This is a genomic window from Nocardiopsis halophila DSM 44494, assembly GCF_000341245.1.
In the GTDB taxonomy this organism is placed as follows: domain Bacteria; phylum Actinomycetota; class Actinomycetes; order Streptosporangiales; family Streptosporangiaceae; genus Nocardiopsis_A; species Nocardiopsis_A halophila.
In genome coordinates, this window is record NZ_ANAD01000170.1 from 1 (window position 1) to 24630 (window position 24630).

General features: G+C 75.3%; 21 protein-coding genes. 15 read left to right on the top strand and 6 right to left on the bottom strand.

Going from position 1 to position 24630, the window contains the following annotated elements; genetic code table 11:
• The 3 genes from D450_RS30685 to D450_RS0119900 all read right to left on the bottom strand — a co-directional run.
• Nucleotides 1–952 (bottom strand): protein kinase domain-containing protein (locus D450_RS30685; RefSeq protein WP_017540413.1); only part of this gene is annotated, 952 nt, incomplete at its 3' end.
• A 536-nt stretch (nt 953–1488) separates the two neighbouring features.
• The gene (locus D450_RS0119895) at nt 1489–1803 is read right to left on the bottom strand and encodes a DUF2470 domain-containing protein (protein WP_017540414.1); all 315 of its coding nucleotides are present in this window, start codon (nt 1801–1803) and stop codon (nt 1489–1491) included.
• Between the two features lie 109 nt (nt 1804–1912).
• The gene (locus tag D450_RS0119900) at nt 1913–2467 is read right to left on the bottom strand and encodes a YceI family protein (RefSeq protein WP_017540415.1); all 555 of its coding nucleotides are present in this window, start codon (nt 2465–2467) and stop codon (nt 1913–1915) included.
• A 196-nt stretch (nt 2468–2663) separates the two neighbouring features.
• Here D450_RS0119900 and D450_RS0119905 point away from each other — a divergent pair, with 196 nt between their 5' ends.
• From D450_RS0119905 to D450_RS0119950, 10 genes are all read left to right on the top strand, one after another.
• Nucleotides 2664–3368, top strand: coding sequence for an SseB family protein (locus D450_RS0119905; RefSeq protein ID WP_017540416.1), 705 nt, complete (start codon nt 2664–2666; stop codon nt 3366–3368).
• A gap of 59 nt (nt 3369–3427) precedes the next feature.
• On the top strand, nt 3428–4249 hold the full coding sequence (locus tag D450_RS0119910; RefSeq protein ID WP_017540417.1) for a prepilin peptidase: 822 nt from the start codon (nt 3428–3430) through the stop codon (nt 4247–4249).
• Nucleotides 4250–4362: 113 nt separating this feature from the next.
• Nucleotides 4363–5541, top strand: a complete 1179-nt coding sequence (aroC, locus tag D450_RS0119915) for a chorismate synthase (protein ID WP_017540418.1) — start codon at nt 4363–4365, stop codon at nt 5539–5541.
• Between the two features lie 5 nt (nt 5542–5546).
• Nucleotides 5547–6083: a shikimate kinase gene (locus D450_RS0119920; RefSeq protein ID WP_017540419.1), complete on the top strand. Its 537-nt coding sequence runs from the start codon at nt 5547–5549 to the stop codon at nt 6081–6083.
• On the top strand, nt 6080–7162 hold the full coding sequence (gene aroB, locus D450_RS0119925) for a 3-dehydroquinate synthase (protein ID WP_017540420.1): 1083 nt from the start codon (nt 6080–6082) through the stop codon (nt 7160–7162). The genes D450_RS0119920 and aroB overlap by 4 nt, the downstream gene beginning before the upstream one ends.
• 211 nt (nt 7163–7373) lie before the next feature.
• Nucleotides 7374–7937, top strand: coding sequence for an elongation factor P (gene efp / locus D450_RS0119930; protein ID WP_017540421.1), 564 nt, complete (start codon nt 7374–7376; stop codon nt 7935–7937).
• A 34-nt stretch (nt 7938–7971) separates the two neighbouring features.
• A complete protein-coding gene (gene nusB, locus D450_RS0119935) occupies nt 7972–8385 on the top strand; it encodes a transcription antitermination factor NusB (protein WP_017540422.1) in 414 nt (137 codons plus the stop codon).
• A 146-nt stretch (nt 8386–8531) separates the two neighbouring features.
• Entirely contained in the window at nt 8532–9335 is an 804-nt protein-coding gene (locus D450_RS0119940; protein WP_017540423.1) for a methyltransferase, read from the top strand.
• A 337-nt stretch (nt 9336–9672) separates the two neighbouring features.
• The gene (locus D450_RS0119945; protein ID WP_241483221.1) at nt 9673–10947 is read left to right on the top strand and encodes a DNA polymerase IV; all 1275 of its coding nucleotides are present in this window, start codon (nt 9673–9675) and stop codon (nt 10945–10947) included.
• A gap of 369 nt (nt 10948–11316) precedes the next feature.
• Nucleotides 11317–11706, top strand: a complete 390-nt coding sequence (locus tag D450_RS0119950; protein WP_039820710.1) for a DUF3040 domain-containing protein — start codon at nt 11317–11319, stop codon at nt 11704–11706.
• 440 nt (nt 11707–12146) lie between these two features.
• On the opposite strand, the gene D450_RS0119960 is transcribed toward D450_RS0119950, so the two are convergent.
• The 3 genes from D450_RS0119960 to D450_RS0119970 are packed head-to-tail and all read right to left on the bottom strand — an operon-like array spanning nt 12147 to nt 16735.
• A complete protein-coding gene (locus D450_RS0119960; protein ID WP_275041905.1) occupies nt 12147–14543 on the bottom strand; it encodes a DUF3488 and transglutaminase-like domain-containing protein in 2397 nt (798 codons plus the stop codon).
• Nucleotides 14540–15739 (bottom strand): DUF58 domain-containing protein, encoded by a 1200-nt coding sequence (locus D450_RS0119965; RefSeq protein WP_026128658.1) that lies wholly within the window; start codon nt 15737–15739, stop codon nt 14540–14542. The genes D450_RS0119960 and D450_RS0119965 overlap by 4 nt, the downstream gene beginning before the upstream one ends.
• Before the next feature lie 3 nt (nt 15740–15742).
• On the bottom strand, nt 15743–16735 hold the full coding sequence (locus tag D450_RS0119970; protein ID WP_017540429.1) for an AAA family ATPase: 993 nt from the start codon (nt 16733–16735) through the stop codon (nt 15743–15745).
• 445 nt (nt 16736–17180) lie between these two features.
• Here D450_RS0119970 and mraZ point away from each other — a divergent pair, with 445 nt between their 5' ends.
• The 5 genes from mraZ (at nt 17181) to D450_RS0119995 (ending at nt 23709) form a co-directional block, all read left to right on the top strand.
• Nucleotides 17181–17612, top strand: coding sequence for a division/cell wall cluster transcriptional repressor MraZ (mraZ, locus tag D450_RS0119975; protein WP_017540430.1), 432 nt, complete (start codon nt 17181–17183; stop codon nt 17610–17612).
• 190 nt (nt 17613–17802) lie between these two features.
• On the top strand, nt 17803–18777 hold the full coding sequence (rsmH, locus tag D450_RS0119980) for a 16S rRNA (cytosine(1402)-N(4))-methyltransferase RsmH (protein ID WP_193789682.1): 975 nt from the start codon (nt 17803–17805) through the stop codon (nt 18775–18777).
• 37 nt (nt 18778–18814) lie between these two features.
• The gene (locus D450_RS0119985) at nt 18815–19315 is read left to right on the top strand and encodes a hypothetical protein (protein WP_017540432.1); all 501 of its coding nucleotides are present in this window, start codon (nt 18815–18817) and stop codon (nt 19313–19315) included.
• A 217-nt stretch (nt 19316–19532) separates the two neighbouring features.
• The gene (locus D450_RS0119990) at nt 19533–21473 is read left to right on the top strand and encodes a peptidoglycan D,D-transpeptidase FtsI family protein (RefSeq protein ID WP_017540433.1); all 1941 of its coding nucleotides are present in this window, start codon (nt 19533–19535) and stop codon (nt 21471–21473) included.
• Between the two features lie 661 nt (nt 21474–22134).
• A complete protein-coding gene (locus D450_RS0119995; protein WP_017540434.1) occupies nt 22135–23709 on the top strand; it encodes a UDP-N-acetylmuramoyl-L-alanyl-D-glutamate--2,6-diaminopimelate ligase in 1575 nt (524 codons plus the stop codon).
• Nucleotides 23710–24630 lie beyond the last annotated feature (921 nt).

Here is a 24630-nt window from a genome sequence, read left to right on the forward strand (position 1 = left end):
CCCCCAGCGACCACCAGGCGGCGGGCGCCTCCCGGCGCCCCTCCACCACCTCCGGGGCGGCGTACTCCTCGGTGACGGCCAGGGTGCCGTAGACGCGGCTCATGGTGGCGCGCACCGCGCCGCCGAAGTCGGTCAGCGCGAACACCGGCGGGTCGGCCGACCGGATCAGCAGGTTCTCCGGCTTGACGTCGGTGTGGTTGTGCTGCAGCTCCTCCTGCCAGTGCCGCAGGCACTCGGCGACCGCCCCGACCAGCTCCTTTGCCCGGTCGTCGTCCAGCGGCGCCTGCCCCAGCAGGGTGCGCAGCGAACCGTCGGGGAAGTACTCCTGGGCCTCCCAGGCGACCTGGTCGCCCCAGGCGCTGCCGGCGTGGCCGTAGCCGTGGATGGAGGGCGTGTGCGGGTCGGCCGAGCCCCGCGCCTGCAGCCGCTCCAGCAGCTCGCGGTTGATGTCGTGGCCCGGCCGGTACACCTTCAGCGCCAGCCGGGTGCCGGTGCCCTCCCCGGCGGGGGCGGCGGGCTCGGCCAGGTAGACGACGGCCTCGCCGCCGGCGCCGATCCGGCCCAGCACGGTGTAGCGGCGCCGCAGCTCGGCGGGGACCGCGTAGTCGAGCTCGCCGGCCGGGCCGACCACGACCCGCGCCATGATCCGGGCGAACCAGGAGGCGACGGCGGCCGCGGCCCTGCGCCACCAGGACGGCCGGCCGGAGGTGTGCACGGCGGTGGCCCCGGCCGAGGGGCCGCCGCGCGGGGCCGCGGTGGTGCGCGCGGTGGGCCGCGGGCGGGGCGTCGTGGTCCGCGCGCGGTCGACGCGGACGGTGGGCCCGGCGTCACTGCCGGGGCGCAGCACACGGGTGACCCACCGCGTCTTGCCGTCCGCGGCCGGGTCGAGCCGGGTGGTCGGCGCGGCCGGGTCGGAGGGGGTGTCGGGTTCGCTGTGCTGCGGATCGGCCATCGTGCGCGCGGCGTCCTTCGTCTGCGGTCGGGGCCCGGGCCGGACGACCCGGGGAGGGGGCGGACGGGGCGCTTCCCAGACTAGGCGAGCCGAAGCGGCGGGACGGGGGCCGAATACCCCATTCTTCCCCTACTGGGGTGCTCGGACCCGTGAGTGGGCCGAGCACAAGGAGGCGGGCACCAGGAACGGTCGAAAGGGCCGGTGGGTCCAGAGGGGAGGCGAGCGTCGAGCGGGTCGCGCCCGTCCCTTCCGCGTACAGGCGCCGGATGCGCGCGGCTCCAGCGGGCGGACGGCGGTCGGTCGGTCTCACCGCTCGAACCCGGGGGGGGAGGCCGTGAGGGGCCGCTCTGGAGGGCGGTCGGCGTCCCTGCGTGCATCGAGGGTGGTGAATCCACCGCCCTCGGTCGCCGGTCCCTGCCATGGGGACCGCGGGGCGGTGGCCGCCCCACGGAACCGGCGGAACCGAAGGACGCGTCACCTAGGGGGCGCAGGGGGTCGGGAGAGGGGCCTGGGGCAGGGGAGGGGCGCGGTCGCCCTCAGTGCTCCGCCCGGGGCCGCACGCCCAGCTTCTCGCAGGCCTCCCCGTACATGCGCACGACCTCGCGGCGGATCTCGCCGCGTTCGGTGAGGCGGTGCGCCCAGGGGATGCGCACCCGGACCTCCTCGCCGTCCACGGTGGCGGCGTACTCTCCCGCGACGTCGTCCAGCCCGGTCATGCGGGCCGCCGACGCCTCGGGGACGCCGCCCAGAGCCCGGCAGATCAGCAGGGTGTCCTCGGCGTGGTCGTCGTTCATGTGCGCGGTCACGGCCCGGACCACCTCGGGCGCGAACGGAGAGCCTTCGGACGGCACGGCTGTCCTCCCAGGGCGTCGGCGGGGACGGGCAGGGGCGNGCACGGCCCCCGCCCGCGCAGGCCCGCTCGGCCGGGTGAGCCGGGCCGGTCCTCTTCCGGCCCCCGGCTCAGCCCTCGTCCAGGGTGAACTCGGCGTCGATCTCGATGCCGATGCGGTCGCCCACCACGACGCCGCCGCCCTCCATCGGCATCTCGATGTCCACACCGAACTGCTTACGGCTGATCTGCGCCTCGGCGTGGAACCCCGCGCGCTGCATCCCGAAGGCGTCCTTGAGCGCCCCGTTGAACTCCAGCGACAGCTCCACCGGCTGCGTCGTGCCCTTGATCGTCAGCTCGCCCCCGAGCAGGAACTCCTCGCCCGAGGGCCGCACCCCCGTGGACACGAACGTCCACTCCGGATAGGCCTCGACCTCGAAGAAGTCCGCCGAGCGCATGTGGTTGTCGCGCTGCTCGTTGTCGGTGTCGATGGAGGCCGGGTCGATGGTCGCCCGCACGCTGGAGGCCAGCGGGTCCTCCGGCACCGTCAGGACCGCGTCGAACCGCTCGAAGCGCCCCCGCACCTTGCTCACCATCATGTGCCGCACGGTGAACCCGACCACCGAGTGCGCCGGGTCGATGCGCCACGTGCCCGGGTACAGCCCGTGCTCCGGCGTCTGCGTCATGGATCCCCCCGTCTGTCCGTGCCGGCGGCCGTCACCGGCACCGGAATTCCGATTGTGCAGGAGCGACCTCCAACGGCGAGTAATCCGAACGGCAACGGTCCCCTGACCGGCGCGGAGGTGACATCCGACTCGCCTGTGCACCGGAACCGCCGTTCCCCCTCCTCTGACCGCGCCCGGGTGGGTAGAGTCGCGAGTCGTGACAAGACCGACCATCATCGGCGCCGAGCGCTACCGAGACGACGACGGCTCCCCCGACCCTCAGGTGGCCGCCCGCCTGGAGGCCCATTCCCGCGGGGAGGTCGGCGACCGCCAGGTGCTGGCCGTGCTCGCCCCCTCCCGCCTGCTGGTCCCCGTGGTCGCCGTGGCCACCGACGTCGGCGAGGGCGCCGGCGGCCTCGCGGTGGACAAGGAGAGCGAGGTCGCCATGCCGGTGATGGTCGGCAAGGACGGCCGCCGCGGCGTGCTCGCCTTCACCGGCGTCGACGCGGTCAAGCAGTGGCGTGAGGACGCCCGGCCGGTGCCGGTGCCCGCCGCCGAGGCCTGCCGCGCCGCCGTCGACGAGGGCGCCGACGCCCTGGTCGTGGACGTGGCCGGCCCCTACCCCTACACCGTGCAGGGCCGCTTCCTGAGCGTGCTCGCCGAGCGCGGCGAGGTGCCCGCCCCCAAGGACGACCCGCAGGTGCTGGCGGTCATCTACCGCATCACCCACACCGAGTTCGGCATCGAGCGGGTGCGGGTGCACGCCTCCGAGCGCGCCGACATCGGTGTGCGCCTGGAGCTGGACCGCCGCGACGACGCCCAACTGCGCCGCGTCGCCGAGCGGCTGGCCGACGACCTGGCCCCGATGCTTCCCGGGGGCGTGGAGCTGAGCGCGGTGGTGCGCGCCCGCAAGGAGCGCTGAGGCGCCCGCCGGCCGGGCGCGGCGGCGCGCCGGGCCCCCGGTTCCGGTAGGTTTCCGGCATGCCCACCCCCCTCGACCTCGTCCTGGCCGCGGTGCTCGCGCTGGTCGGCGCCGCCGTCGGTGCGGCGTCCGGGCGGCTGGTCCGGCTGTTCGCCCCGCACGAGCCCGAACCCGGCGACGAGTCGGGCCCGCCGCCTCCCGCCTGCCCGCACTGCGCCGCCCCGGTGCCCTTCCTGCGCGCCCTTCCCGCCCCCGCGGTGCGCGGCTTCGCGCTGCGCGGGGCCTGCCCGGTGTGCGGCCGCGCCCTGCCCACCTCGGCCGCGGTGGCCGCGGCCACGGGCGTGCTGTTCGGGCTCGTCGGCCTGACCGCCGGGGCCTGGGAGGGGAACACCGCCCCGGTGGGCATCGCGGCCCTGCTGTTCCTGGCCGCCGTGGGCACGGTGCTGGCGGCCGTGGACGCCCGCGTCAAGCGCCTGCCCGACGTGCTGGTGCTGCGCTCCTACCCGCTCGCGGCCGCCCTGGTCGCCGCCGCCGCGCTGAGCTCCGGCCCCGACTGGGGCGCCCTGGCCGGCGCGCTGGGCGGCGGGGCCGGGCTGTTCGCCTTCTACTTCGTGCTCTGGTTCATCCACCCCGCCGGGATGGGATGGGGCGACGTGAAGCTGTCCGGGCTCCTGGGCCTCTACCTGGGCTGGCAGGCCGGGGCTGGCGGGGTGGTCTCGGGCACCCTGCTGGCCTTCGTCGGCTCGGCCGCCGTGGGGCTGTTCCTCATCCTGCTGGGCAAGGCCACCCGCAAGACCGAGATCCCGCTGGGGCCCTTCATGATCGGCGGCGCCCTGGCGGTCCTGGTCTTCGGCGACCCGCTGGCCGCCCTGACCGCCTGAAGGGCGCCGGTCGCGGCGCCGCGCGGCGCCGCCCCGCCCGAGGGCCGGCCCCGACCTGACGCAGGGGCCCCTCCGATGTGTGCCCCGCCCCCGCGCCGTGGGAAGATCGTGCCATGTTGCGCTGGCTGACCGCGGGTGAGTCCCACGGGCCGGCCCTGGTCGCGATCCTGGAGGGCCTCCCGGCCGGCGTGTCCGTCTCCTCGGACGACATCGCCGCCGCGCTGCGCCGCCGACGCGCCGGGTACGGCCGGGGAGCCCGGATGAAGTTCGAGCAGGACCAGGTACGCCTCATCGGGGGCGTCCGGCACGGCCTGACCCAGGGCGGGCCCATCGCCGTCGAGGTGGGCAACTCCGAGTGGCCCAAATGGGAGAAGGTGATGTCGCCGGACCCGGTGCCGCCCGAGGAGCTGGAGGGCGCGGCGCGCAATGCACCGCTCACCCGGCCCCGCCCCGGCCACGCCGACCTGGTCGGCATGCAGAAGTACGGGCACACCGAGTCGCGCCCGGTGCTGGAGCGCGCCAGCGCGCGGGAGACCGCCGCCCGGGTCGCCGTGGGCGAGGTCGCCCGCCGCTTCCTGGAGCAGGTCCTGGGCGTGCGCGTGCTCAGCCACGTCGTTGCCATGGGGCCGGTCGAGGTGCCCGAGGGGACGCTGCCCGGGCCCGACGACCTGGAGCGCGTCGACGCCGACCCGCTGCGCGTGTTCGACCCCGAGACGAGCGCGCGCATGGTCGAGGAGGTCGACGACACCAAGAAGTCGGGCGACACCCTCGGCGGGGTCGTGGAGGTCCTGGCCTACGGCCTGCCGCCCGGCCTGGGCAGCCACGTGCACTGGGACCGCCGCCTCGACGCCCGCCTGGCCGGCGCCCTCATGGGCGTCCAGGCCATCAAGGGCGTGGAGGTGGGCGACGGGTTCCGCACCGCGGCGCGGCGCGGGTCGGCCGCCCACGACGAGATCGAGCCCGGCCCCGACGGGGTGCGGCGGCGCACCAACCGCGCCGGCGGCGTCGAGGGCGGCATGACCACCGGGGAGCCGCTCCGGGTGCGCGCCGCCATGAAGCCCATCGCCACCGTCCCGCGCGCGCTCGACACCGTCGACGTGGTCACCGGCGAGCCCGCCCAGGCCCACCACCAGCGCAGCGACGTCACCGCGGTGCCCGCCGCCGGCGTCGTTGCCGAGGCGATGTGCGCCCTGGTCCTCGCCGAGGCCGCGCTGGAGAAGTTCGGCGGCGACTCCGCGGACGAGACCGCGCGCAACCTCAAGGCCTACACGGACGCGCTGGAGATCACCTGAGAGCCATGAGCACACCCATCACGGTCCTCATCGGATCGCCGGGGGCGGGCAAGACCACCGTCGGCGAGGCCCTGGCCCGGCGCCTGGGCGCCGAGCTGCGCGACACCGACGCCGAGATCGAGACGCGCGCCGGCAAGGCGGTCGCCGACATCTTCGTCGAGGACGGCGAGGAGGCCTTCCGCGAGCTGGAGCGCCGCGTCGTCGCCGAGACCCTGGCCGGGTGGGACGGGGTCGTGGCCGTGGGCGGCGGAGCCGTCCTGGACGCCGACACCCGCCGCGACCTGGCCGACCACCACGTCGTCTACCTCCAGGTGGGGTTCGAGGACGCCGCCAAGCGGGTCGGGCTGAACCAGGCCCGCCCGCTGCTGGCGGTCAACCCCCGCGCCCGGCTCAAGAAGCTGCTGGAGGAGCGGCTGCCGGTCTACGAGAGCCTGGCCACCGCCACCGTCCCCACCGGCGGCCGCCACCCCGAGGAGGTCGTCGACGCCATCGTGGAGCTGCTGCCCGAGCGCGACGGGGACGGGGACGGGGGCGGGCGGTGAGCGCCACCCGCATCCCCGTCAGGGACTCCTCGGCCCCCTACGACGTCGTCATCGGGAGCGGCGTGTTCGGCGAGCTGCCCGGCCTGGTCGGCGAGCGGGCCGAGCAGGTCGCCGTGGTCCACCCCCGAGGCCTGGGCGAGCTGGCCCGGCCCGCGGTCGGCGCCCTGAAGGCCGCCGGGTACCGCGCTCACCCCGTGCCCGTGCCCGACGGCGAGGCCGCCAAGGACGCCGCGGTTGCCGCCGACCTGTGGTCGCGCATGGGGCGGCTGGGCTTCACCCGCACCGACGCCGTGGTGGGCGTGGGCGGCGGTGCCACCACCGACCTGGCCGGCTTCGCCGCCGCCACCTGGCTGCGCGGGGTGCGCGCGGTGCTGGTGCCCACCACCCTGCTGGGCATGGTGGACGCGGCGGTCGGCGGTAAGACCGGCATCAACACCGCCGAGGGCAAGAACCTCGTCGGCGCCTTCCACCCGCCGGCCGGGGTGCTGTGCGACCTGGCCACCCTGCCCGGGGTGCCGCGGGCCGACTACATCGGCGGACTGGCCGAGGTGGTCAAGGCCGGGTTCATCGCCGACCCGGCCATCCTCGACCTGGTCGAGAACGACCCGGAGGGCGCCGGGCGCCCCGACGGCCGGCACACCCGCGAGCTCATCGAGCGGGCCGTGGCGGTCAAGGCCGACGTGGTCTCCTCGGACCTGAAGGAGAGCGGGCGCCGGGAGGTCCTCAACTACGGGCACACCCTGGGGCACGCCATCGAGCGCGCCGAGAACTACACCTTCCGGCACGGCTACGCGGTGGCGATCGGCATGGTCTTCGCCGCCGAGCTGGCCCGCCTGCACGGGCGCATCGGGTCCGACCTGGTGGACCGCCACCGCTCCATCCTGACCTCGGTCGGCCTGCCGACCGGCTACGCCTCCGAGGCCTGGCCGGAGCTGCGGGAGGCCATGCGGGTGGACAAGAAGACCCGCGGCGCGGTGCTGCGCTTCGTCGTGCTCGACGGCCTGGCCGCCCCCGGGACGCTCGAAGGCCCCTCCGAGGAGCTGCTCGACACCGCCTACGAGGCGGTCGCTGCCTCCTGAGGAGGGGCCCGACCGGGCCGGACTGCGCATCCGCACCCGGTGAAGCCACTAGACTGCCATGTACGAACCGGCGCACGGCGCCGCCTGAGCGCGCACCTCCCGCCTCCCGCGGGCGGCACGCCGTGCCGGAGCGGCCGGGCCGCGACCCGCGGCCAACGGAGGCCGGCGCCGGAGGACCGGGCCCCACCGACCCCTTGGAGAGACGACCGAAGTGGCCACGACGAACGACCTGAAGAACGGCATGACCCTGAAGCTCGACGGCGGCGAGCTCTGGAGCGTCCTGGAGTTCCAGCACGTCAAGCCCGGCAAGGGGGGTGCGTTCGTCCGCACCAAGCTCAAGAACGTCAACTCGGGCAAGGTCGTCGACAAGACGTTCAACGCCGGGATCAAGGTCGAGACCGCAAACGTCGACCGCCGTGACATGCAGTACCTGTACCACGACGGCGATTCCTTCGTCTTCATGGACAACCAGACCTACGACCAGCTCAACGTCCCGCAGGAGGTCGTCGGCGGCGCCGCCGACTACCTGCTGGAGAGCGCGGTCGTCACGGTCGCGACCCACGAGGGCAACCCGCTCTACGTCGAGCTGCCCGCCGCCGTCGAGCTGGTGATCTCCCAGACCGACCCGGGCGTGCAGGGCGACCGCTCCACCGGCGGCACCAAGCCCGCCACCCTGGAGACCGGCGCCGTCGTCCAGGTGCCCCTGTTCATCACCACCGGCGAGCGGATCAAGGTCGACACCCGCAGCGGCGACTACCTGGGCCGCGTCAACTGATGCGGAACTTCCACGGCGAACGGGGGGAACGGCAGTGAGCGGGGCGCGGCGCAAGGCCCGCAGACGCGCGATCGAGGTGCTCTACGAGGCCGAGCTGCGCGGCGCGACGGTGCCGGAGGTGATCGAGCGGCGCCGGGCCCAGCCCGAGCCGCCGATCAACGAGTTCACCGAGCAGTTGGCCGCCGCGGTCGACGAGCACCGCGGGCGGATCGACGCGCTGCTGGACGAGTACGCGATCGGCTGGACGCTGGAGCGCATGCCGGTCGTGGACCGCAACATCCTCAGGATGGGCGCCTACGAACTGCTGTGGGCCGGCGACATCCCGGACGGAGTGGCGATCGCCGAGGCGGTGGCCGTGGCCAAGGAGCTCTCCACCGAGGAGTCGCCGACCTTCATCAACGGGCTGCTCTCGCGGCTGATGGAGAACAAGGCCGGGCTGGCCCTGTAGGGCGCGGCGTCCGCGGGCGCCGCGCCGGCCGAGTACGAACCGAGGACCGCCTCCGAGGGGCCCGGGACCGGCCCCGGCGCCCGGCACGCCGGTGCGGCGGCGCCGGGCGGGACCGCGGGGACGCGGTCGGCAGGGAAGGGGACTGCGTGAGCGAGAAGGCGGTCGGCACCGCGGAGGGCGAGGCGGCGCGGGCCGCCGCCCGGTCGGCGCCGTGGACGGCGCGCAGCGCCGTGGTGTGGGAGGCCCTGCGGGAGCTGCTGGCCGAACTGGCCGAGCGGGGGAGCCGCGGGGGCGGCCCCCTGCGCATCGTGGACGCGGGCGGCGGGACCGGGGGAGCCGCGGTTCCGCTGGCCGCCCTGGGGCACGAGGTGACCGTGGTCGAGCCCAGCCCCGACTCCCTGGCGGCGCTGGAGCGCCGCGCCGCCGACGGCGGCGTGCGGGTGCGCGGCCTGCAGGGCGACACCCGCGACCTGGCCTCCCTGCTGCCCGCCGGGGACGCGGACCTGGTGCTGGTGCACAACGTGCTGGAGTACGTCGAGGACCCGCAGGCGGCGCTGGCCGACGTGGCGGCCGCGGTGGCGCCCGGGGGCGCGGTGAGCGTGCTGGCGGCCAACGCCTCGGCCGCGGCGCTGCACCGGGTGCTGCAGGGCGGGGTCGCCGAGGCCCACCGGATGCTCCGCGACCCGCAGGGCCGCTGGGGCGAGGCCGACCCGATGCCCCGCCGGTTCACCGCCGAGGGGCTGGCCGCCCTGGCCGCCGCCGTCGGCCTGGAGGGCCCGCGGGTGCGGGGGGTCGGGGTCTTCTCCGACCTGCTGCCCGGGCGGGCCTACGACGCGGGCACCGTCCAGGAGGAGGAGTTGACCGACCTGGAGCGCGAGGCGTCGTCGCGCCCGGAACTGGCCGGGATCGCCACCCAGCTCCACGTGGTCGCCCACCGCCCGGAGGCCTGAGCCGGAGTCCTCGGGAAGGACCCGGACCGAAGCGGCCGACGGCCGCCCCCGCGTGTGCGGGGGCGGCCGTTCGGCGGTCGAGGACCGACCACGGGGGCGAACACCGGGGGCACGGCGTGCACCTGCCGAAGCGTTCGGCCGGCGGCGTGTGCCGCCCGCACCGGTGGCGCCCCGACGGATCCGCGCGGCACGGGCACGAGGAATCCACTGCTCGGCGGAGGGGGCGGCCTCCTCCGCGCCGAGGGGACGCCGAGCGCGTGGCCCGGGGCCGCCGACCGCCTCTCCGGCCGCTCTGAGCCCGTCCGCGGCCGTGCCCACCAGGGGGCACACTGGACGCATGAGCCGACGGCAGCTGGAGCGGGGCGAACCCGTGCGGGGGATGGTCGGCGCCGGGGGCATCGAGCCGCTGAGCGCCGCCCGGCCCGAGGACGAGGCCGACTGCGGCATCCTCCACATCGACATGGACGCCTTCTTCGCCAGCGTCGAGGAGCTCGAGCACCCCGAGGCGCGCGGCAGGCCGGTGATCGTCGGCGGTACCGGCCCGCGCGGCGTCGTCTCCTCCGCCAACTACCTCGCCCGCACCTTCGGCGTGCACTCGGCGATGCCGATGGTGCGGGCCCTGCGCCTGTGCCCGGACGCGGTGGTCTTCCCGCCCGACGGCGCCGCCTACCGCACGGTGTCCGAGGCCGTCATGGACGTGTTCCGCTCGGTCACGCCCGAGGTGGAGCCGCTCTCCATGGACGAGGCCTTCCTGGACGTCTCCGGGGCGCGCAGGCGCCTGGGCGGTGCGGTGCGCATCGCCGAGCTGATCCGCGAGCGCGTCCGCGCCGAGCAGCGGCTCACCTGCTCCGTCGGGATCGCCTCCACCAAGTTCACCGCCAAGCTCGCCTCCACCCGCTGCAAGCCCGACGGGCTGCTGCTGGTGCCCACCCGCAACGTCACCGCCTTCCTCGAACCGATGCCGGTGGGGGCGCTGCCCGGGGTCGGGGAGAAGACCGAGCGCGCCCTGACCCGGCTGGGGCTGCGCACCGTGGGCGACGTGGCCCGGGTGCCGCGCGAGACGCTGCGCTCCGAACTGGGCCAGGCGCTGGGGGAGCAGCTGGCCGACCTGTCCCGGGGCCGTGACCCGCGCCGGGTGGTGCCCACCTCGCCGGACAAGAGCATCGGCGCCGAGGAGACCTTCCCGACCGACGTGGACGATCCGGCGGCGATCCGCCGCGAGCTGCTGCGGCTGTCCGAGAAGACCGCGCGCCGGCTGCGCGCCTCCGGCCAGGTCGGCCGGACCGTGCTGGTCAAGCTGCGCCGGGCCGACTTCACCACGGTGACGCGCTCGCGGACCCTGTCCGACCCCACGGACGTGGCCCGGGACATCAGCGCCGTGGCCCGGGACCTGTACGCCTCGGCGGGGATGGAGCGGGTGCGGCTGCGCCTGGTCGGGGTGCGGGTGGAGGGGATCATGGCCGCCTCCGAGGCGCACCACCAGCCCACCCTGGACGAGCCCGAGCGGGGGTGGCGCGAGGCCGAGCGGGTGATGGACGCGGTGGCGCGGCGCTTCGGCAGCGCGGCCCTGCGCCCGGCCAGCCTGGCCGAGCGCGAGGGGGACGACGAATGACCCGGGAAAGGGAACGGAACACGGCACTTTCGCGTCGGACCGTACGTTCAGCCGACACCGGGCGTTCGTCCGTGCGACGGCGTCCGATCGGCCCCGGGTTGCCGGACGGCGCCTCGGGAACAATGGAGGGACACCCGGCGGTCGGTCCGGGACCGGATCGCCCGCAGGGCGGGAGGAACAGCGGAAGCGGGGTGGCCGTACCGGTGTGGAGTTCTAACGGTGAGGGTAATGTGACCGATGTGGGACGGCTACAGGCTCGGCGCTTCTTTCCAGTAGGCGCTAGGGCACCGTATTCTGGGCATATCACTGACCAACAGACCGTCGTTCAGTACCCGTCGCCCCAACCGGGGACTGTCTTTGGGAGGCGCCGTGCCGCTCTCTGAACACGAGCAGCGAATGCTCGACCAGATCGAGCAGGCGCTGTATGCCGAGGACCCGAAGTTCGCGAACACCGTTCGGCACACGAACCCCGCGGTCCACTACAAGCGCTGGATCATCAAGGCCTCCATCGGCTTCGTCCTGGGGATCGCCGTCCTGATGGGCGGTATGGTCCTCCAGCAGCCGGTGGTCGGCGCCCTGGGGTTCCTCATCATGCTCGCCTGCGCCCTGTGGGGGCTCTCGGGCTGGCGCAAAGGCTCCGGGGGAAGCGAAGGCGGGGCCGCGAGCGCCCCTAAGGCCAAGCAGCCCCGGCAGCAGAAGCCGGGGATGATGCACCGCTTCGAGGAGCGCTGGCGCCGCCGCCAGGAGGGCGACGGTTGACCGCGCCCGCCGGCGCCACCGCCCGGCTCTAGCCGGACCCACCACGACGGGCCAGCCTGCGCCGCCGCAGGCGGGGACGACGACGAGGTGAAGGCGCGCCCGACCGTGCGATCGGTCGGGCGCGTTTTCTTGCTTCCCCGGTGAGGTCCGGGCAGGGGAGGGCCCCTGGCGCCCTTGTCGGCTGCCGGGGCGGCGGTGGCCGGGGAGATGGCGGCGACGGGACGGCCGGTGCCCCTGCGAGGCGGTGTTTGGGCATCGAGAGTGGTGATATCGCCCCCCAATTGCACATTGGGTGGCGATATCACCACTCTCGATGAAGAACGGGCCCTCCCGGGGCGGCCTGCTGCGCACGATCGTGCTGGCCCGCCTGGCCGAGGAGTGGTCCCCGGCTCCCGAGTTCGAGGCCTAGTTGCACTCACCGCTTGACATCGCCGCCTCTGTCAGGTCGATCTCCCCGAGATCATCGCGGGTCCGGCCCGGTGGGCCGCCTCCTGCCGGCGGCGCGGCCGCGGCCCCATGGTGACGAGCGAACGGGGCAGCAGGGCGGCACGGACCCGGGCGCCCCGGGAGGCCGATGCCCGCAGCGCCGTCCTGGTCCTCCTCATGTCGGCGACGAGGGCCCCCGGGGTGGTCGCCGCCGGCTCCGGGGCGTAGCGCGCGGCCTCCTCGGCGAGGGCCAGCCGCCACAGCGCCTCGGTGCCCTCCCGCTCCAGCCCGCAGGCGCCGGTGAGCCTGCGCGCCGCTGCGCGCGGGGACTCCGCCGGGGTCCAGCCCAGCCCCAGGTCCTCGGCCTGGGCCCGGACCTCGCGCCAGGCGGCCGACGCCGCCTGTGCGGGCGCGCCCCCGCCGCCCGCGCGGGCCACCCGGGAGCGGCGCGCCACCGTACGGGCCGCCGCCGGGAGCAGCAGGAGCACCAGCAACCCGACCGCGGCCGCGGCGGCCGACGCCGCGGAACCGGCCCACTCCGGCCACGCGAGGCCCCCGTCGGACCGCGGCCCGTCCGGGGCGTCGGCGCCGCCGGCGGCCTGCTCCTCCTCCGGCTCGGGCTCCTCCTCGTCCTCCTGCGGCCGGTCGGGCCCGGAAGTCTCCTCCGGCCGCTCCGGGGAGGCGGTGGCCTCGGGCTCCTCCGCCTCCTCCAGCGCCCCGGGCGCGGCGTACTCCGGCACCGTCGCCGACCCCTGGCCGTCCGACGAGGACGGCGTGGGCTCGAAGCGCAGCCACCCCGCCCCCTCGACGTACAGCTCCGGCCAGGCGTGGGCGTCGGACTCGCGCACCTGCCACGCGTCCCCGCCCGCCGGTGAGCCGGAGGTGTAGCCCACCGCCACCCGCGCGGGGATGTCCAGGGAGCGCGCCATCACCGCCATCGCGGCGGCGAACTGCTCGCAGTAGCCCACCCGGTCCTCGAACAGGAACCGGGCCAGCGGGTCCTCGCCCTCAGGCACGGCCGGGGGGTCGAGGTCGTAGGTGAAGGCGCCGGCGGTGAACCACTCCTGCAGGGCCACGGCCTGCTCCAGCGGGCCGCCCTCCTCCCCGGCCACCGATCGCGCCACCTCCCCGACCCGGGGGTCCATCCCTCCGGGCAGGTCCGTGTAGCGGCCGGAGACCCGCGGGGACGAGGAGCGGTCGGCCAGGTCGGCGGGGTCGGGTGCGGCCAGGCTGGTCACCGTGTAGCGGGGCTCCACGTCCTGGTCCTCGACGCTGAACACCATCAGCGAGTCCGGGTCGGCGTACCAGCTGCCGTCGACGTCGACCCGCCGCGCCGGGTAGGGCAGCGGGAGGAAGTCGACCTCGCCGGGGTCGCGCCGGAGCCGCACCTGGGTGGTGACCTCCCGGGCGGGCGCCGCCGGGCCCAGCCCCGGCGGCGGGGGGAGCTCCCCGCCGACCCGGGTGCCGTCCTCGGCGCGGACGGAGGACATCGTCCAGTCGGTGCCGTCGAAGGAGTCCAGGGTGAAGGTGCGCAGGTAGCCCGGGGCGTCGGTGTCGGTGGTGTAGTCCAGCACCACCGTGTCCGAGCGCGAGCCCAGGTCCCGCCGGAGGGACACCAGGGGGTGCTGGGTGGTGACCGTCTCCTCGCCGAACCGGGTGGGGTCGGCGATCCGGTGCACCTGCCCGTCGCTCAGCCCCGGCACCGCCGACGGCACCACGAGCGCGAGCACGAGCGCCCCCGCGGCGGCTCCGGCGCCCGCCGTCCCGTGCCACAGCGCCCCCAGGGCGCGGGCCTGTCCGGAGGAGGCCACGGGGGACCCCGCCGCGCCCTCGGTGCCGCGCAGCAGACCGTCGACGGCCAGCAGCGCGACGAAGCCGCCGGCGGCCATGGCGAAGGAGCCCGGGCCCAGGCCGGCGTCGTCGACGGCCAGCGGCACCGCGGCGAAGGCCGCCACCGGAAGGCCGACCAGCGCGGGCGTGCGCGCCACCGCCGTGAACAGGTCGGCGACCAGGGCGACCAGCACCGCGGCGGCGGCCACGATGAGGGAGAGCGCCGGGGTGCCGTCGATCGGCGGGGGGCTGGCGTCGATCTCGGCGCGCCCCTGCGCGAACAGCTCGGCGGCGTGCTCGAAGGACGCCCCCGTGGGCACCACGCCCAGCACCGCCTGCCCGGGTGCGGCCAGCGCGGTGACGACCGCGACGCCCACCAGGACCTGGACCGGTGTGGCGGCGGGTGCGGCGCGCGGCACGGCCCGCAGGGCCGCCCCGGACAGCGCCATCGCGATCACGGCCGCCACCGCGGGGTGGGCCCACTCCGGCCCGGTGAACAGGGGCGCCAGCAGCGGGAGCGAGCACAGCACCGCGCCCCCCGCGGCGAGCGTCAGGGCGGCCGAGCGCATTCCGGCCCTCATCGCGGGCCTCCCACTGCGGCCGGCAGCGCCGCCCATGCCCGGGGCAGGTCGTCGATCCCGCGGATGCGCAGGGTCCTCCAGCCCGACCGGGCCAGGGCGGCCTCGGCCTCGGCGATCCCCGGGGTGTCCGGGGAGCACAGGAGGGCCACGCGGTCCCGGTCGGCCCCGATCGCCGAGAGCGCCTCGGCGTCGGCCGTGCCGAGCGCGCCGGCCACCGCGACCAGGGGGCCGCCCGAGGAGTCGGCCTCGGCCAGGGCCCACGGCCCGGGGGCGTCCGGGCGGTCGGCCGGGGCGAGCGCCAGCGCCTCGGCGATGCGCGCGCCGCCGCCCTGCACCGCGTCGGCCTCGGCGATCCGGCCGGAACCGCTCACCACCCGCACCCGGCGCCCCCGCGCCTGCAGGTGCACCGCCACCGACGCGGCCGCGCTCACCGCCGTCTCCAGGACCGGGCGGGACGCCCCGCCGCGCATGTCCACCAGCACGTCGGCGTCCTCGGCGTGGTGGGCCTCCTCGCGCCGCACCATCAGCGCCCCGTGCCGGGCCGTGCTGCGCCAGTGCACCCGGCGCAGGTCGTCGCCGCGCTGGTAGGGGCGGGGCACCGGGTCGTCCTCGCCGCCCGCGGCCATCGACCGGGTCGGGCTCTCGCCCAGCTCGGCCGCGCCGCCCTGCGGTCCGTCCGGGCCCAGCGGGACGAGCCGGGGCGTCACCAGGAGCGAGGCCGCATCCCCCAGGCGCCGGCGCAGGCGGGCGCACCCCAGGGCGTCGGTCAGCACCACGTCCAGCGGACCGACGGGGTGCAGGCCGCGCTCGGCCGCGGCGACCCGGTAGGCCATGTCGTGCGCGCCGCGCGGCGGCAGCAGGCCGATCCGGAACCGCGGCCGCTCGCCCAGGGCGGGCGGGAGGGCGTCCTCCGCCTGCACGCCGCCGATCGAGCGGACGGGGCCCGCATTGGCGACCCGCACCATCACCAGCGCCTGCGCGCCGACGGGCACGCGGGCCGGGCGCAGCGTCCGGCTGTGCACCAGCGACCGCCGGGCCCCGGCGAGGGAGAGCAGCGACAGCAGGGGGAGCGCCAGCAGGAGCACCGCCACGGCCGCGAGTGCGCGCTCGCCGATGAACAGTCCGGCGCCCAGGAACACCGCGCCGGCGACCAGTAGTCCCGTACCTCGGGCGGTGAAGGGGGGCAGGGGGCTCACCTCTCAGCGGGGGCTGGGAATGGGCAGGCGCGCCACGAGTTCGGCGACGACCTGCTCGGAGGTGCGGCGCTCCACCCGGGCCTCGGGGGCCAGCAGGAGGCGGTGGGCCAGCACCGGGACCGCCAGCGCCTGCACGTCGTCGGGCACCACGTAGCCGCGCCCCTCCAGGGCCGCGTACGCGCGCGCCGCCCGCACCAGGTGCAGGGTGGCGCGCGGGGAGGCGCCCAGCCGCAGGGCGGGGGAGGTGCGGGTGGCGGCCACCAGGTCCACCACGTAGCGCCGCACGCCCGGGGCGACGTGCACGGTGTGCACCTGCTGCACCATGGACCGCACGTCGGCCACGGAGGCGGCCGGGGCGACGCGGTCCAGGGGCGTGTCGGCCCCGTGCATGTCGATCATGTCCAGTTCGGCCTGGGGCGTGGGGTAGCCGACCGCGATGCGCGCCATGAACCGGTCGCGCTGGGCCTCGGGCAGGGGGTAGGTGCCCTCCATGTCCCCGGGGTTCTGGGTGGCCACCACCATGAAGGGCCGCTCCAGCGGGCGCGGGGTGCCGTCGACGCTGACCTGCATCTCCTCCATGCACTCCAGCAGCGCGGACTGGGTCTTGGGGGAGGCGCGGTTGATCTCGTCGCCCAGCACGATGTTGGCGAAGACCGGGCCGGGGTTGAACTCGAACTCGCCCGTCTCCTGGTGGTAGACGCTCACCCCGGTGATGTCGCCGGGAAGCAGGTCCGGGGTGAACTGGACGCGCTGGACCGAGCAGTCCACCGCCTTGCCCAGCGCCTTGGCGAGCATCGTCTTGCCCACCCCCGGCACGTCCTCGATGAGCAGGTGCCCCTCGGCCAGCAGGACGGTCAGCGCCATGCGCACGACCTCGGGCTTGCCTTCGATCACCGACTCGACCGCCTGGCGGATGCGGGCGGCGGCCGCCGGAAGCGGTTCGGCCGCCCCCGGGCCCGGGTGGCCCTGGCCGTTGTGGTGGGTGCCGAGTGACACGTGTCCCCTTCCCGGTGGAACGGCCGACGGTTGCACCGGCGCCCGGAGAGGAGGGCGCCGCGGAATTGAGGCTAGAAGGAAAAGGGAGGAAAGCAAACCTAAACGGAACAACCCGTAGCGGCCGGTCCGCGGCGGGGGAGCGCGCGCGGCTCCGGTGGGAATCGGGTGCCGGACGTCGGCGCGACTGTCGGCCCGGACGTCGGCCCGGTCGGCGGAGCGGCCGTCGGGGTGGGGTCGCGGGGTGGGGCGAGAGGGGGTGATCCGCGCCGCCCCTGGTGCCCCTCCCCGCGCCCCCCACTCCGCCCCACCTGTTCTGACCTGCGCGTTTGTGGCCCGAAATGCCGCGGAAGCGCGATTGGAACTGTTGACGGTGGGGAAGAGTGGAGTACAGTGGGGCAACGTGGAGGAGGAGACTGCTCCACCGGGGCTTGGGAGGTGGGGCCGGATGTTCCTCGGCACGCACTCCCTGCGCCTCGATGAGAAGGGGCGGCTGTTCCTTCCGGCGAAGTACCGCGACGAACTGTCGGGGGGACTGGTGATCACGAAGGGCCAGGAGCGCTGCCTCTACGCCTTTCCCGTGGACGAGTTCCAGCGGATCACCGAGAACCTCCGGACGGCGCCCGTCACCGCCAAGGCGGTGCGCGACTACAGCCGCGTCCTGTTCGCCAGCGCGTCCGACGAGGTCCCCGACAAGCAAGGGCGGATCACTGTGCCGCCCGCCCTGCGCGGCTACGCGGGGCTGGAGCGGGAGTGCGTCGTCATCGGGGCCAACACGCGCCTGGAGATCTGGGACGCCGGCGCCTGGGCCGACTACGAGGCCGAGCAGGAGCAGGCGTTCGCGGAACTCTCCGAGGAGGTGTTGCCGGGGGTGCTGTGAGCGCGGCGCCCGATCCCGATCTCATCACCGCCCCGCCTGGACCCCCGGCCTTCAGACGCGGCCCGGTGCCAGCTGACGTGACTTCCCCGGCGCCAGGTGGCCCCCGCGTCTGAAGGCCCGTCCGGGCGGGGGCGGAGCGGGGGACGGCCGCCGAGGGCGGCAACGAGCAGGACCAGGGGGAGCTGTGCTGATGGGGGAGACCGACGCCGGAGAGGGCGAGCGCGCCGCGCACGTTCCGGTGATGCTGGAACGGATCGCGGAGGTGCTGCGCCCGGCGCTGGAGGTGCCCGGCGCGGTCGTCGTCGACGGGACACTGGGCCTGGGCGGGCACGCCGAGGCCCTGCTGCGCGCGCACCCGGCGCTGCGCCTGGTCGGCATCGACCGGGACACCACCGCCCTGGACCGCAGCCGCGCCCGCCTGGCCCCCTACGCCGACCGGGTGCACTTCGCCCACGCCGAGTACGACGCCGTCCCCGGCGTCCTCGACGGGCTGGACATCCCCGAGGTCCAGGGTGTCCTGCTCGACCTGGGCGTGTCCTCGCCCCAGCTGGACGAGGCCGGCCGCGGCTTCGCCTACTCCTACGACGCCCCCCTCGACATGCGGATGGACCGCACCCAGGCGCTCACCGCCGCAGAGGTCGTCAACGCCTACCCCGCCGCGGACCTGGCCCGCATCCTGCGCGACTACGGCGAGGAGCGCTTCGCCGGGCGGATCGCCCAGGCCATCGTCCGCGAGCGCGCCCGCACCGCCATCGACTCCACCCGGCGCCTGGCCGAGCTGGTGCGCGAGGCGATCCCGGCGGCCACCCGCCGCACCGGCGGCAACCCCGCCAAGCGCACCTTCCAGGCGCTGCGCATCGAGGTCAACGGCGAGCTGTCGATCCTCGAGCGCGCCCTGCCCGCCGCCATCGACCGCCTGGCCGTGGGCGGGCGCATCGCGGTGCTGTCCTACCACTCCCTCGAAGACCGCATGGCCAAGCGGGCGCTGACGGCGCTGGCCACCGACACCACGCCGCCCGACCTGCCGGTCCCCCTTCCCGACCGGCAGCCCGAGCTGCGCCTGCTGACCCGGGGCGGAGAGGTCCCCGGCGACCAGGAGAGCGAGCGCAACCCCCGGGCCGCCTCGGCGCGTCTGAGGGCCGCGGAGCGGACGCGACGGCGCTGAGCGGCCGCCGCGAGGACCGGTAGAGGGAGGGCAGGAGATGACCACGACCACCCGAGGCGCCCCCCGCGGTACGCGTGCGCCCGCCGGCGGCCCGCGCACGGGCGGCGCCGCCGCCCCGGCGCGCACCCGTCCGTCGGAGAAGGGGAAGGGGGCGGCCCCGCGCACCCGCACGGCAGGCGCGCCCCGCCGTACGGCGGCGCAGGCGCGCGCCCCGCGCATGCCGTTCGTGCTGCTGGTACTGGGGCTGCTGGCCGGAGCGCTGATCAGCCTGCTGGCGCTGCGCACCGTGCTGGTGGAGGACTCCTTCACCATCTCGCGCCTGCAGGCCGAGAACAGCGAGCTCACCCACCGGCAGGAGGGCCTGGCCGAGGAGGTCACGCACGGGGAGTCCACCGAGCGGATCGCCCGCGAGGCCGAGGAGCTGGGCATGGAGCAGGGCGATGCGCCCGTGTTCCTCTACACCGAAGAGGGCCGGATCAGCGGCGAGGGCGCCGAGGAGGGCGCGGACGCCGGAGCGGCCCCCGGGAACGGCGGATGAGGCCCCTCGGGGCGACCGACGGACGGCAGGGCGCGGGGACGGCGGGGCAGGGCCCGCCGGCCCCGTTCCTGGCGCGGCGCGCCCGAGGCGGCGGTGCGCGGGGCGCGGGCGCGTGGAGCGCGAGCGCAGGGGCCGTGGGCGCACGAGGAGCACGGAAACGGAGAGGACGGCAGGTGAGCGCGAGACCAGTCCGCAGAGGTAGAGCGGAGGGCCGCCGTTGAGCTCGTCCCGAGACGGGCGCCCCCGCGACCCGCGGCGGCCCGCCCGCGGCCCGGCGCCGCGCGGTGCGCGCCCGGACCGCCCCCGCGGCCAGAGCGCCCGCCCCCGTCGGCCCGCGGGGCAGGAGCCGCCGCGCCGCCGCCCCGCCTCCCGGCCCCGGTCGGGCGGAGGGGCACCGCCCGCCCCGCCGCCGCTGCTGCGGCGCCGCTTCCGCCGGGGCGACTCGCAGCGGCGGCTGCGCATGGCGGTGCTGATGATGGCGGCGGTGATGCTGGTCTTCTCCGGCCGCCTGGTCTACGTCCAGGGCATCAACGCCGCCACCTACGCCGAGAAGGCGGCGGGGTCGCGCATGGCCACCATCGACATCCCCACCACCCGCGGGTCCATCACCGACGTCGACGGCAACCCCTTCGCCCTGTCGGTGGAGGTGCGCACGGTCTTCGTCGACCCCGAGGAGATCCGCGACGACGAACGCGACCGGGTCGTCTCCGAGCTGTCCTCCCGGTTCGACCTGGACCCCGACGAGGTCGCCGAGAAGGTCGACGCGGAGCCCGACCGCTACAAGGTGGTCGAGCACGACGTCTCGCCCGAGGACTGGAAGGACCTGTCCGACCTGGGACTGCAGGGGGTCGGTGCTCAGAAGGACTACAAGCGCGTCTACCCGGAGGAGTCGGGAGCCGCCGACCTGGTCGGGTTCGTCGGCGACGACGGCTCCGGCCTCGAGGGGCTGGAGGCGGTGCTGGACTCCACCCTGGCGGGGCGGCCCGGCAAGCAGCAGGTGGAGATGGGGGCCACGGGCACCCAGATCCCCATGGCCGGCGGGTACGCCGAGGAGCCGGTGCCCGGCAAGGACGTGCGCCTCACCCTCGACCAGGACGTGCAGTGGTACGCCCAGCAGGCCTTGGCCGAGACCGCCGAGGAACTGGGGGCCCTGGGCGGCAGCGTCATCGCCATGCGCCCCACCGGGGAGGTGGTGGCGATGGCCGACTACCCCACCTACGACCCCACCGACATCGCGGACAGCGATGCCGAGGACCGTAAGAACGGCGCGGTCGCCGACGTGTTCGAGCCGGGCAGCACCAACAAGGTGATCACCGCGGCCGGGGCGCTGGAGGAGGGAGTGACCACGCCGGAGACGGTCTACACGGTGCCGTTCGACATGCAGGTGATGGACCGCACCTTCAAGGACTCCTCGTTCCACGACACCGAGCGGATGACGCTCAACGGGATCATGGCCCAGTCCTCGAACGTCGGCACCATCAAGGTCGGCCAGCAGCTGGGCGCCCAAGGGCTCTACGACTACCTGACCAAGTTCGGCTTCGGCCGCCCCACCGGCCTGGACCTTCCGGGGGAGGAGGCCGGCGTGCTCAAGCACCCCGACGACTGGTGGGGCACGCAGCTGGCGTCGGTCTCCTTCGGGCAGAGCCTGTCGGTGACCGCGATGCAGATGGCCAGCGTGTACGCCACCGTCGCCAACGGGGGCGTGCGGGTGGAGCCCACCGTCGTCGCGGGCACCGAGGACGAGGCGGGGGAGTTCCACCCCTCGGAGGAGCCCACCAGGGAGCGTGTGATCAGCGAGAAGACCGCCGAAGAGGTGTCGCTGATGCTGGAGGCGGTCACCGGGGAGCACGGCACCGCCCAGCAGGCGCGGATCGACGGCTACCGGGTGGCGGGCAAGACCGGCACGGCCAACAGGGTCGACCCGGAGACCGGGCAGTACGAGAAGCGCAGCTACACGTCGATGTTCGTGGGCTTCGCCCCGGCGGACGACCCGGAGCTGATCGTGCAGGCGGTCCTGCACAACCCGCAGGAGAAGTACTACGGGGGCGAGACCGCGGGGCCGCTGTTCAAGGACGTGATGTCGTTCGGGCTCAAGACGTTGAAGATCCCGCCGACAGAGACCGAGCCGCCCAACATCAAGCTCTTCGAGGACGAGTAGTCCGAGTGGCCTGAGTATCCCGAGGGGCAGGACCGATCGCCTTCTGTCGCCCGGAGCCGCGCCCATCGGCGGGATCCGGTGGTGCTCGGTGGGGGTGTCGGCCAAAGGGACACCGGAACGCCCCAGCGGTTCGGCGGCCTGCAGATTCAGCCCGTCGACCGGTGGGGGAGGGTCGAGAATGAGCGAGGCCGGTCCGGGCGGTCGGTACTGATCGGCACTAAGCCGACCGCCCCAGGGGCGTGTCTTCGTTCTCGCGGGCTCGGCGGTCGTCGGCGCGGGGGGAGTGTGCCGCCTGAGGCAGGCCGGAGGGGCCTGGTGCAGTGGGGATCCGCGGTCCGATATCCGCCGGCTCTGCCGACACCGTCTCCAGTGGGCCTGCGAACACCCCGGTAGCCGTTCCAAGCGCGCCCACCCTTCCGGTGTCGTCGGTCTCTTCCCATGGTGTCCCCCACGCTCGGCCGCTGCTCGGGCCGCTGTCGGCCGTGACCGCCCGGCCGGGCCCCGACCGGAACCGGGCCCCTGCGGCGAGCCTCCGTCCGAGTGTGCCTCCGAGCGTTCCCATCGCCGCCGCTCCCGGCCGCGGCCGCGTGCCGAGGAGCACGGCGCGGTGGATTATCCGTGGGCCCCGAACAGCCGATAACCTCTCGGCGTGCCACCCCTTATGCGACCTGACCACAAGCAGCTCCGCCCGCTCTCCGAGCTGGCCCGCCTCCTGGGCCCCGACGCCTTCGTCACCTGCGTCGACCAGGGCATGGACGAGGAGGCCGCCGACCCCGGTGCGACGGTGATCACCGGGATCACCCACGACTCGCGCGCCGTTCGGCCCGGCGACCTCTATGCGGCCCTGCCGGGGACACAGGTGCACGGCGCCGACTTCGCCGACCAGGCGGCCCGCGCCGGCGCGGCGGCGATCCTCACCGACCCGGCCGGTTACGACCGGGCGGCCGCCACCCGGCTGCCCGTGGTGACCGTGGGCGCCCCGCGGTCGGTGCTGGGCGAGGTGGCGGCGTGGGTGTACGGCCACCCGGCCGACCGGATGATGCTCATCGGCACCACCGGCACCAGCGGCAAGACCACGGTCAGCTACCTGGTGGAGTCGGGGCTGCGCGCCGCCGGGGAGAAGACCGGACTGATCGGCACCGTGGAGATGCGGGTGGGCGGCGAGCGCGTCGACTCCTCGCTCACCACCCCGGAGGCCACCGACCTGCACGGGCTGTTCGCCGCCATGCTGGAGCAGGACGTGGCCGCGACCGCCATGGAGGTCTCCAGCCACGCCCTGGCGCTGGGGCGGGTCGACGGCACCACCTACGACGTGGCGATCTTCACCAACCTGTCCCAGGACCACCTGGACTTCCACTCCGACCTGCGCGAGTACTTCGAGGCCAAGGCGCGGCTGTTCACGCCGGGCTTCACCAAGGTCGCCGTGGTCAACCGCGACGACCGGTTCGGGCGGGCGCTGGTGGACATGGTCGCCGCCGACGGCGAGGTCCCGGTCACCACCTTCTCCTCCGAGGGCGACACGGAGGCCGACTGGCGGGCCGAGGGCGTGCGCCTGGGCGCGCAGGGCAGCACCTTCCGCGTGGTCGGCCCCGGCGGGGTGGAGCTGGAGGCGTCGGTGGGCCTGCCCGGGCCGTTCAACGTCTCCAACGCGATGGCCGCCATCGTCGGCCTGGTGGAGGCGGGCGTGCCGGTGCACACCGCCATCGACGGCGTCGCGGCCGCGCCGGGGGTGCCGGGCCGGATGCAGCGGGTCGACGCGGGCCAGGACTTCACCGCGGTGGTGGACTACTCGCACAAGCCGGGCGCGATCGAGGCGGTCCTGACCTCCCTGCGGGAGGTCACCGAGGGGCGGCTGACGATCGTGGTGGGCTGCGGCGGCGACCGCGACCGGTCCAAACGCCCCCTCATGGGGGAGGCGGCGGCGCGGTTGGCCGACGCGGTGGTGCTGACCGACGACAACCCGCGCAGCGAGGACCCGGTGGTGATCCTCGGGTCGATGCTGGAGGGCGTGGCCAGGGCGCCGCGCGAGGAGCGGGCGCGGATCACGGTGGAGCCGGACCGGGCGGAGGCGATCGCCCTGGCGGTCGACCGGGCCGGGGCCGGGGACGTGGTGGTCGTGGCCGGGAAGGGCCACGAGCGGGGGCAGAAGATCGGCGGCGAGGTTCTCCCGTTCGACGACTGCGAGGTCCTGGAGGAGGCTCTCCGCCGCCGCGTGGCCCGCGAAAAGGAGCGCTGACGAGCCGCAGGCACTGACGAGCCCCCGGGGAGCGCTCGCGGTCGGCCGCGGCGCGGTGGGGGCGAGTGGTCGCTGGAGTCCGCGGCGGCCGTCAGGCCTGCGTCCTTCGGGCGGGGCTTCGGTCCCGCAAGTCCTGCGGTGCGGTGCGGGGCGGGCGGTGCGGTCGGTGCATCCAGCCCAGGGTGGTGGATTCACCACGCTCGACGGACCCGAGACCTGTGCGGCGCCCGGGTCGTGCGTTTGTGAAGGTGCGCCGCTCGAATGGCCGCCATCCGCGGTCGCGCACTTCCTCCACCACTCCAGCGGACCCCGCCTGAGTCGAGGTCGACGGGTGACACCGGTGCACGGGTGGTCGTCGTCCGGGCCGATCGAGGGGGCGGTGCTCCGTCTGCTCATAGGTGGGGCCGAACGGGGCCAGGCGGGTCTGAGAACGCTCCTTGGAGCTCCCCGGGCCCCTCGGGCCGCCCCTGCATCGTTCTTGCCTCCTCGTCGGCCTGAGGCGTCCGAAACGCGGGCTCCGGCCGACTGAAAACCCGTATTGCGCCCGGAATGTTCGGTTTGGGTGGAGTTCTGTCCCTCCTGGATCCCCCTCCGGCAGCCTGATCGTCCTCCAGGGAGGCGGCGGTGTGCGAAGTCGGCGATACCAGAACCGGATTCGGTGCCGAATCGCCCGCTTGTGGCACGCCAATGCCGTTTGTGGTGGCGGATATCACTCCCGGTAGTCGGATTCGGGTCTGCTGAGCGGGCGAGGGGCGGGGAGGGGGTACCGGAGGCCTGCGGGTGCTTCGTCGGCGGAGGGGAATGGGGTGTTCGGGGAGGAATCGGGGTGCGGTCGACCCGAACCGCGTTCTGGTCGCGCCGTCTCCGTATCCGCAGGTCGTGTCCGCCGGCGTGGTGGAGCTCTCCGGGCCCCGGCCGCCC

Excerpts from the sequence above, each read along its gene's own strand:
- D450_RS0119960 (WP_275041905.1), bottom strand. The coding sequence starts at position 14,543 with ATGAGGGCCGGAATGCGCTCGGCCGCCCTGACGCTCGCCGCGGGGGGC.
- D450_RS0119945 (WP_241483221.1), top strand. The coding sequence starts at position 9,673 with ATGAGCCGACGGCAGCTGGAGCGGGGCGAACCCGTGCGGGGGATGGTC.
- D450_RS0119920 (WP_017540419.1), top strand. The coding sequence starts at position 5,547 with ATGAGCACACCCATCACGGTCCTCATCGGATCGCCGGGGGCGGGCAAG.
- rsmH (WP_193789682.1), top strand. The coding sequence starts at position 17,803 with ATGGGGGAGACCGACGCCGGAGAGGGCGAGCGCGCCGCGCACGTTCCG.
- aroC (WP_017540418.1), top strand. The coding sequence starts at position 4,363 with ATGTTGCGCTGGCTGACCGCGGGTGAGTCCCACGGGCCGGCCCTGGTC.
- D450_RS0119995 (WP_017540434.1), top strand. The coding sequence starts at position 22,135 with ATGCGACCTGACCACAAGCAGCTCCGCCCGCTCTCCGAGCTGGCCCGC.
- mraZ (WP_017540430.1), top strand. The coding sequence starts at position 17,181 with ATGTTCCTCGGCACGCACTCCCTGCGCCTCGATGAGAAGGGGCGGCTG.
- D450_RS0119910 (WP_017540417.1), top strand. The coding sequence starts at position 3,428 with ATGCCCACCCCCCTCGACCTCGTCCTGGCCGCGGTGCTCGCGCTGGTC.
- D450_RS0119900 (WP_017540415.1), bottom strand. The coding sequence starts at position 2,467 with ATGACGCAGACGCCGGAGCACGGGCTGTACCCGGGCACGTGGCGCATC.
- D450_RS0119985 (WP_017540432.1), top strand. The coding sequence starts at position 18,815 with ATGACCACGACCACCCGAGGCGCCCCCCGCGGTACGCGTGCGCCCGCC.